Raw genomic sequence first — 8,287 nt, forward strand, 5'->3', positions numbered from 1 at the left:
GCGCCGGTCCCGCCGTGGGCTTAGCGTAATTACTGTTCTTGCATTACACCCATGACAGTGAGGACGCTGATGGCCGCCGCTTCGCCCGCCGTACTGCCCGAGACCGGTGCCCGTCAGGCGTCGGCGGCGATGATCTGGTCGGCTCTCGCGGTGGTGTACGTGGTCTGGGGTTCGACGTACCTCGGCATCCGGGTGGTCGTCGATGCGCAGATCCCGCCGATGCTCGGGATGGCGTCCCGGTTCCTGACGGCGGCCGTGGTGCTGGCCGCGATCCTGAGCCTGAAGTCGGGCTGGCGTCGGCTCCGCATCACCCGCCGCGAGGCGCTCGGAGCGGCCGTCGTCGGCGTACTGCTACTTGCCTTTGGCAACGGTGGGGTCGCGATCGCGGAGCAGACGGTGCCCTCCGGACTGGCCGCGCTGCTGGTCGCCGCGATCCCGCTCTGGGTGATGCTGCTGCGCGTCGGTGGCGGCGAGCGACCACGGTGGCTGACCTGGCTCGGCGTCCTGATCGGATTCGCCGGCGTGGCAGTGCTCGCGGTGTCCGGTGGCGACACCAGCGCGAAGCCACTGTCGGTGGGGATCCTGGTGGTCGGCACGATCAGCTGGGCGACCGGCTCCCGCTTCTCCCCCAGGCTCGGACTGCCGCGCGACCCGCTGGTCGCGGCACTGTACGAGATGGCGTTCGGCGGTACGGCGATGATCCTGCTCGGCGTGATCCGAGGCGAACCCGGGCGACTCGACCTCGGCGCGATCGACGGCTCCGGCTGGATCGCGCTCGGCTATCTGATCGTCTTCGGCTCGCTGCTCGCGTACAGCGCCTACAGTTACCTGCTCGCGAACGCGCCCATCTCGCTGATCAGCACCTACGCGTACGTGAACCCGGCGGTCGCCGTACTGCTGGGCTGGCTGATCCTCTCCGAGCACATCACGGCGAAGATCCTGATCGGCGGCGCCGTCATCATCGTCGGTGTCGCGCTCGTGGTGTCGGCCGAGAGGCGACCACGGGCGACTGCCGGGCGGTGACAAGGAAGGACCCGGGCCCCTAGGGGACCCGGGTCTCCCACCGCTGCCGATGCGCGCGGCAGCGGGCCATGGTGCCGGCCGGCGCCCTGCCCCGAAAAAACACGGCGCGAAACTCCGGCAATGGTTCCAACGACATTCCGATTCTTCGTGGTATCGCCAATTCGGCGGCCACCGAGCCCACCGAAAACAATCTTCCGAATCACCGGGTTCATCCGTCACCCGCGCTCACTCAACGACGCACGACAGCATCGGTTACGCCCGGTCCGCGAAAAGCTGAGGATCGTTCCAACGGGGCGAGTTACCGGCAAGTTGCCTGGTCAGGGCGGGTTTGCTGCGCCGTCAGGAAAGTCATCACGTGGCGGCTATGGGTTTCCGCCTGGGCGCAATTGCTGACAAAAAAATTAGTAACCGGCCCCATCAGGTGTCGTTACCACTAAGACGAACCCGTCAAACCCGAAAGGAAACCTGGCATAATGCAGGTAACTCGCAAGATCGCCGCCGCCGCGGCCGTGGCGACCGTCGCCACGCTGGGCCTGGCCACCGTCGTGAGCGCGAACGTTCTCGACGACACCCAGAAGAAGGCTGCGGACACCGGCCTGGCCGACGCGGCGTCGCTGGCCAGCAAGGGCTACGGCGGCCACGGTGGCAAGCAGTGGTACTGGGTCAAGGGCAACGGGTCGCTCGTGTCCGTTGACCAGAACAACGTCGGTCCGTTCCAGGCCTGCCACAACTTCGTTCCGGTCAACGGCGTGGGCGGCCAGGTGCCGGTCACCGACATCGTCGGCGTCGTCGGCCTGTGGAACGACGGCAACAGCGCCACCGCCGTCAAGACCTGCGAGCAGGACTCGAAGCAGAACAACGGCAAGTGGTACCGGATGGGCGACGACGGCCTGGTCTCCGTCTCCCGCAACAACGTGGGCCCGTTCCAGGTCTGCCACAACGAGGTTCCGGTGAACGGCGTTGGCGGGCAGGTCCCGATCAGCGACCTGACCGGCATCCTGGGCCTGGGCAACGACGGCAACTCCGTCGACTCGCTGAAGACCTGCGAGCAGGGCTCCAGCCAGAACAACTGACCTCCCTCCCTGGTCAGTGACGCAGGACCCGAAAGAGCCACCTCGGTGGGGTGACTGATTCGGTAGCACCACAAGCGGCGCCGGGAGAAAGCCTCACTCCTCCCGGCGCCGTTTCACGCCCGGCCCTCGTCCCACTGCGGGCCGGGCGTTTTCATGCCCGCAGATCCCGCAGGTCCACGCACGAACCGTTCGGCAGGTCTCGCTCCAGCAGCGACCAGATGCCGGCAGCCGCAGCAGCCGGCGTACTGAGAGCTCCGGTGCGCTTGAGTTCATGAAAGCGACCGACAGCAGGGAAGGCTTCCTCGGCCGTCGCCCGGACCTCGGTCTGCATCGCGGTATCGACCACTCCCGGTGCGACGGCGATCACCCGGCATCCGTCCTGCTCCTGCCCCACCGTCCGAACCCACTGCTCGACCGCGGCTTTCCCCGCGTTGTACGACGACCATCCGGCGTACGCCGTCTTGGCAGCGCCTGACGACAGCATCACCAGGTGCCGCTCGCAGCTGAGCCCAGCCGTGGCCCGGAGGAAGGCCCGGCCGAGGACCTGCGGCGCGGCCGAGTTCAGCAGCACCGCCCGCGTGTAGTCCGCGGCGTCGACATCATGCGCGGGCCCGATCGGCGTGATCGTGCCGGCGTTGTGGATGAAGACGACCCGCTCACCGTCGTACCCGCTCAGCTCCTGCGCGAAGTGCTGCTCGACCCGCACCCAGTCGGCCGGCTCGGACAGGTCGGCTTGGAAGTGTTCCGCCGTACCGCCGCGCCGGGACAGATCGATCACGCGCGCGTCCGGGTATGGCACGGCCGCCGCGAGCGCCGCGCCGATCCCGGCCGATGCCCCGGAGATCCAGACCAGCGAGCTCACGTGCGCCAGGCGCGGGCGACGGACAGGAAGAGGTCGTTCGCCTCGCGTTCGCCGATGGTGATCCGCGCGCCCTCACCGGGGAACGGGCGGATCGAGACGCCCTCGGCCTGGACCGCCTCGGCGAACGCGACAGTGTCGTCGCCGAGGCTCAGCCAGACGAAGTTCGTCTGCGTCTCCGGCACCTCCCACCCGGCGGCGCGCAGCTCGTCGACCACGCGGGTGCGCTCCTCGACCAGCGCGTCGACCCGTTTCAGCAGCTCGTCCTCGACGCCCAGCGACGCGATCGCGGCCGCCTGAGCGATGTGGCTGACCCCGAACGGCAACGCACACTTGCGAATCGCGGCCACCACCGTCGGGTGCGCGATCGCGTACCCGACCCGGAAGCCGGCCAGGCCGTACGCCTTGGAGAAGGTCCGGAGTACGGCGACGTTCGGCCGGTCCCGGTACACGTCCACACCGTCGACGACGTCAGGCTCCCGGACGAACTCGCGGTACGCCTCGTCCAGCACGACCAGCACATTCGGCGGTACGACGTCCAGGAACGCGAGCAGCTCGTCACGCCTTACCACCGGCCCGGTCGGGTTGTTCGGCGTACAGACGATGACGACCTTGGTCCGGTCGGTGAGCGCAGCTTCCATCGCCTTGAAGTCGTGCCGGGCGTCGTCGGTCAGCGGCACCCGGACCGACGTCGCGCCGGTCAGCTGGACGGCGATCGGGTACGCCTCGAAGGAGCGCCACGCGTAGACCACCTCGTCGCCCTCGGCGACCGTCGCCTGCAGCAGGTGGTAGAGCAGCGCGACGGAGCCGGTCGCGACGGCGAGGTCGCTGGTCGGCACGCCGAACCGCGCCGACAGCGCCTCGAGCAGGTCGACCGCACCCATGTCCGGGTAGCGGTTCATCTGCGCGGCGGCCTCGGTGGCGGCGGCCAGGACACCCGGCAGCGGCGGGTACGGGTTCTCGTTGCTGGACAACTTGTACGTCGGCCGGCCGTCGGTACGCGCGGGCGGACGACCGGGCTTGTACGCCGCGACATCGTCCAGGCAGGCGCGAAACCGAACCTCGTTGTCAGGGGTCATGCCCGCAGGTTAGTCCTTACCGCACCCCCGAACCACCCTCCACCAAGTGTCCTGGGCCACCCTCGCCAGAACCGTTTGACTCCGGCCAGAGCGGGCTGCAAACTGACTGATTGTCGGACAATCAGGAGATCTGACAGGGCGCCTCGCTGCGCTCGGCGGAGGCGAGATCAGGTTTCAACAGTCAGGTAAGGGGTTCACATGGGTCAGTCGCTGGAGTGGGGTCGCCGTTATCTGATGGTCCGCCCGGACCACTTCCGGATCGACTACGTGATCAACCCGTACATGTCGACCCAGGACCAGCCCGACCCCGAACTCGCGCTCAAGCAATGGGACTCGCTGCGTCAGGCGATCGTCGACGCGGGCGGCGAGGTCGACGTACTCGCGCAGCGGCCGGACTCTCCCGACATGGTCTACGCGATGAACCTCGGGCTCGCGACGGCGGACGGCCGGGCGATGCTCTCGCACATGCGGTTCGAGCCGCGGCGGAAGGAGTCGCTGACCGCGGCCGACTGGTTCATCGGGCACGGGTTCACGCTCGGCCGGACCGGTTCTGATGATGTCGGACCGCACTTCGAGTCCGGCGACGCGTTCGTGTTCGGCGACAGCCTGGTGGTCGGGTACGGGCCGCGCACGGAGGCGGAGGCGCTCAAGCACCTGGCGACCGAGTGGAACATCCGGGTCCGCGGGCTACGCATCGCGCACGAGGGGATGTACCACCTCGACCTGCCGTTCTGCCCGGTCGACAGTACGCACGCGATGGTCTATCCGCCGGCCTTCGACGAGGCGAGCCAGGCGGAGCTGTCCGGCATCGTGCCGGACCCGATCGTGCTCACCGACGAGGAGGCGTTCGCGTTCTGCGGCAACTCGATCGTGGTGAACGAGACGATCATCATGCCGGCCTGCTCCCCGCGCCTGCACGACATTCTCACCGGCCTCGGCCTCCGCGTCGTCGTCCTCGACCTGGGCGAGTTCCACAAGGCCGGCGGCTCCGCCCGCTGCCTGACCAACCCGCTGGACTTCCCGATGGCCGCCATCACGACCCCCGGCGGCCAGCTCACGCTGCCCGCCTGACGGCGACTACTTGGTCCAGATGAGCTCAAGGGCGGCGGGATCGTACCCGTGGCCCTTGAGCCATTCGAGCGCGTTCTTGCGACCGTCCCTGCCGTACACCTTGATGTAGAAGGCAAGCACCTCGGGATCACCCTTGTGCGCCTGCGAGCTGCCCTGGTCGATGGTGAAGCCGGCGCCGAGATGTGGCAGTTCCTGCAGGATCGGGTACTTCGCCTCGAGCCGGCGGTTGAGCTCGTCGAACCGGCGCCCCGACTCGGCCTCGGCCTGGAGCGTCTCGCCCGGATGGTTCTTCTCCCACTCGCGGCCTTCGGCGTTGTTCGAGAACAGGTACATCTTGTAGCTGGAGTCCTGCTCGATCTTCACCGTCTGGCTGTAGGTCTCGAAGCCGCGCCGCTCACCGGTGAAGGTGTGCTCGCCCTCCTTGAGCTTGAGCGCACCGTTGGCCGCGACCTGCTTGCCGTCGACGGTCAGGGTCAGATCGTTCGGGATCGAGACCACAGTGACGGTGTGTTCGGAGCCGCCGCGGAACACCAGGTACCCACCGAGCAGGATCACCGCGATCACGACCACGGTGCCGCTCAGCACGAACAGCCGGCGGTCCTCAGTCATTCTTACTCGCTCCGCCCTTGAACCGGGCCACGGTGTAGTGGCCACGGTAGTCGTCGAAATACACGTGCGAGGCCTCCGGTGTGTGCCCGTGCAAGGACGCCGACGCCGCGTTGTAGGTCTTTCCGTCGCCGCCCTTGTAGTTCCCGGTGTAGATGTAGGTGTGCCCGTCGATGATGAAGATGTCGCCCTTTTGGAGCTGACCCTCGTTGGTCAGATTGTCGTAGATCTCGTACTTCCCCGAGTTGCGCAGGTAGTCCATCTGAGCGTCCGTGTTACGCCGGGCATAGTCCTTGTCCACTCCGCTCATCACCATCACGGTGGCGACGAACACCCCACAGTCGGTCAGCGGATCATCCGTGGTCGCTCCGTTGTACTTCTTCACCGCGTCGGCATACCCGTCCTTCGGCGTGAACCCGTGACCGGGGGTGTCCCAGGCGAGCCCGAGCGCGGTCTTGACGATGTCGCCGTTCCCACCGGTGACGCAGCCGCCCGCGCCGCCGCTGCCCGGCGCCGGCGCCTCGCCGCTGTACCGCTTGAAGACCTCGTTCGCGGTCTTCTGCCGTTCGGCGAATTCCGGATCGTTCGGGTTGGTGCTGAAGATCTCGAAGTACCGGGCGAACTGGAAGGCGGCGTCGTCGACCGTCTTCGCGGCGCGGAGCCGGTCGCCCGCGTCCTTTGTCGGCACCGGACCCTTGCCTTCGAGCTGCTTGCGGAGGAAGTCGAGCTGGTAGGCCAGCGACTCGATGGTGGCGTCGTCGACGCCGGCGTCCCGCGAATTCTGGATGATCTTCTTGGCCGGATACCACTGGACGATCCCCCACGCCTTGTCCAGCCCGACCGCCGCCGACGGGTGCGTCTTCACCCCCGGAGCGGTCCCGTTCAGCCGGGCCGGCTCGACGCTCGACTCGTGGATCATGTTGCCGATCACACCGGCGGCCTGCTCCTTGGAGTAGCCCGCCGAGACCATGAAGTTGTAGGCCTTCTGCTGGTTGTCCGAGCCGACCAGGTCGCCGCCACCCGTGCCGCAGCCGCAGCCGCTGTCGCCGCCGGTGTCCTCGTCACCGAAGGCGTTGTCCTCGGGCTTGGTGTTCTCCAGGCCGTCGCCCTTGTTGACCCACAGCTCGAAGTGCAGGTGCGCACCGCTGAGGCCGAGCGTGCCGGCCTCGCTGCCGGAGCCGGAGGTGCCGATCTGCTCGCCGCGCTTGACCTCCTGGCCGACCTTGACCTCGATGTCCTTGAGGTACTTGTACCGGGTCTCGACCTGGTTCTTCTCGTGCTCGATCCGGATCTCGTCGCCGGAGGCCTTGGACACCTTGCCGTCCGCCGCGGCGTAGACCTTGCTGCCCTCGTCGACCTTGAAGTCGACCCCGGAGTGGCTGTTGCCCTCGGTGTCGGGCTCGTAGAAGTCCAGGTCGATCTCGTGCCGGTCGGTCGGCCAGCCGAACGCCGCGGTGGACGTGTCGTCGGGCGTACAGGACGCGGCCGAGGACATCCCCGACAGGGCGCCCATCATCATCGCGAGCACGATGAAGATCGGCAGGACAAGGACGATGAAGGCGCCGCCGGCGTACTTCGGCATGTTGCTGTCAGCCAACGGTCAGCTCCTCACTCGCTCGGTGGCTCAGCCCGGCGACCCGGGGAGAGTGGCGGCCACTGGGGAAATGTTGCCTGAAAACCAGGTCATGATGTCGGGAGTTATCCACAGGACGGGCAGCGGAAGCTACCCGGTCAGGGTGCCGCGCGCGACAACGGAGCTTGACTGGACGAGAATCGCCCCATGTACGAACGGCTGCGGGTGGATCGATCGACCACGGTGGACCGGGTGGTCGACGCGCTGCGCGCTGCCCTGTTCGCTGGCGACCTCGAACCGGGTACGCCGTTGCGCGAGCAACCACTGGCCGAGGCGCTGGGGGTTGCCCGCAGCACCGTTCGCGAGGCAATGACGATGCTCGTCACCGAGGGTCTCGCGGTCCGGGAGCCGAACAAGGGCGTCAGCGTCGCGATCCTGCACCCGGACTCGGTGGCGGACATCTGCCGTGCCCGGTTCGTGCTCGAGTCGGCCGGGATCCGGGCCTGGTACGACGCGGACGAGGCGGCACGGGAGCGGGTCCGCGAGGCGATGCGCACGTTCGCCGCGATCGCCAAGGACGGCGCGGACCCGGAGGCGATGACGGAGGCGCACCTGGCCATCCACCGGAGCCTGGTCGCGCTGACCGGTAGCGAACGCCTCATCGCGATGGCCGACTCGGTCACTGGCGAGGCCAGGCTGGCGCTGGCCCGGGTGGACGCCCTGCGGCAGGACGCCAAGCAGCAGGTCGCGTCGCACCGCAAGCTGATCCGCCTGCTCGAGCGCGGCGAGCTCGACGAGTGCGTCGAAGAACTCCGCCACCACCTGGCCGGCGCCCAGGAGTCCCTCCTCGAAGCAATCGCCATGCCCCACCGCTGATCCTTATTTGGTGGGTTGACCCACCAAATAAGGGGGCGGGCTCAAGGAGTGATTGCAACACCTTTCGGTTGAAGGGGTGTTGTGATGGGTGCTCGTGGTGGTCGTCCTCGGTTGCCGGTGGAGTTGG

General features: G+C 67.7%; 8 protein-coding genes. 4 read left to right on the forward strand and 4 right to left on the reverse strand.

Translation table 11 applies throughout. The features are described from left to right. Positions 1 to 51 precede the first annotated feature (51 nt). Together EV646_RS37815 and EV646_RS37820 are read left to right on the forward strand one after the other, a co-directional pair. Positions 52 to 1,023: an EamA family transporter gene (locus EV646_RS37815; RefSeq protein ID WP_241996595.1), complete on the forward strand. Its 972-nt coding sequence runs from the start codon at positions 52 to 54 to the stop codon at positions 1,021 to 1,023. Positions 1,024 to 1,496: 473 nt separating this feature from the next. Beyond that, positions 1,497 to 2,096 (forward strand): hypothetical protein, encoded by a 600-nt coding sequence (locus tag EV646_RS37820; protein WP_132157493.1) that lies wholly within the window; start codon positions 1,497 to 1,499, stop codon positions 2,094 to 2,096. Between the two features lie 151 nt (positions 2,097 to 2,247). On the opposite strand, the gene EV646_RS37825 is transcribed toward EV646_RS37820, so the two are convergent. Further along, complete coding sequence (locus EV646_RS37825; protein WP_158291126.1) at positions 2,248 to 2,958, reverse strand: SDR family NAD(P)-dependent oxidoreductase; 711 nt, start codon at positions 2,956 to 2,958, stop codon at positions 2,248 to 2,250. Next, positions 2,955 to 4,034, reverse strand: a complete 1,080-nt coding sequence (gene hisC / locus EV646_RS37830; RefSeq protein ID WP_132157497.1) for a histidinol-phosphate transaminase — start codon at positions 4,032 to 4,034, stop codon at positions 2,955 to 2,957. Before hisC ends, EV646_RS37825 begins: the two co-directional genes overlap by 4 nt. A 198-nt stretch (positions 4,035 to 4,232) precedes the next feature. Between hisC and EV646_RS37835 the strand changes: the two genes are divergently transcribed. Further along, positions 4,233 to 5,105 (forward strand): dimethylarginine dimethylaminohydrolase family protein, encoded by an 873-nt coding sequence (locus tag EV646_RS37835; protein WP_132157499.1) that lies wholly within the window; start codon positions 4,233 to 4,235, stop codon positions 5,103 to 5,105. A gap of 6 nt (positions 5,106 to 5,111) precedes the next feature. Here EV646_RS37835 and EV646_RS37840 read toward each other — a convergent pair whose 3' ends face one another. Further along, positions 5,112 to 5,714, reverse strand: coding sequence for a PEGA domain-containing protein (locus EV646_RS37840; RefSeq protein WP_132157501.1), 603 nt, complete (start codon positions 5,712 to 5,714; stop codon positions 5,112 to 5,114). Beyond that, positions 5,707 to 7,308: a phage tail tip lysozyme gene (locus tag EV646_RS37845; RefSeq protein ID WP_241996596.1), complete on the reverse strand. Its 1,602-nt coding sequence runs from the start codon at positions 7,306 to 7,308 to the stop codon at positions 5,707 to 5,709. The genes EV646_RS37840 and EV646_RS37845 overlap by 8 nt, the downstream gene beginning before the upstream one ends. A gap of 183 nt (positions 7,309 to 7,491) precedes the next feature. Here EV646_RS37845 and EV646_RS37850 point away from each other — a divergent pair, with 183 nt between their 5' ends. After that, entirely contained in the window at positions 7,492 to 8,160 is a 669-nt protein-coding gene (locus EV646_RS37850; RefSeq protein WP_132157503.1) for a GntR family transcriptional regulator, read from the forward strand. Positions 8,161 to 8,287 lie beyond the last annotated feature (127 nt).

It is taken from the genome of Kribbella antiqua (assembly GCF_004345665.1).
Lineage (GTDB): Bacteria > Actinomycetota > Actinomycetes > Propionibacteriales > Kribbellaceae > Kribbella > Kribbella antiqua.

Excerpts from the sequence above, each read along its gene's own strand:
- EV646_RS37815 (WP_241996595.1), top strand. The coding sequence starts at position 52 with ATGACAGTGAGGACGCTGATGGCCGCCGCTTCGCCCGCCGTACTGCCC.
- EV646_RS37820 (WP_132157493.1), top strand. The coding sequence starts at position 1,497 with ATGCAGGTAACTCGCAAGATCGCCGCCGCCGCGGCCGTGGCGACCGTC.
- hisC (WP_132157497.1), bottom strand. The coding sequence starts at position 4,034 with ATGACCCCTGACAACGAGGTTCGGTTTCGCGCCTGCCTGGACGATGTC.
- EV646_RS37835 (WP_132157499.1), top strand. The coding sequence starts at position 4,233 with ATGGGTCAGTCGCTGGAGTGGGGTCGCCGTTATCTGATGGTCCGCCCG.
- EV646_RS37840 (WP_132157501.1), bottom strand. The coding sequence starts at position 5,714 with ATGACTGAGGACCGCCGGCTGTTCGTGCTGAGCGGCACCGTGGTCGTG.
- EV646_RS37850 (WP_132157503.1), top strand. The coding sequence starts at position 7,492 with ATGTACGAACGGCTGCGGGTGGATCGATCGACCACGGTGGACCGGGTG.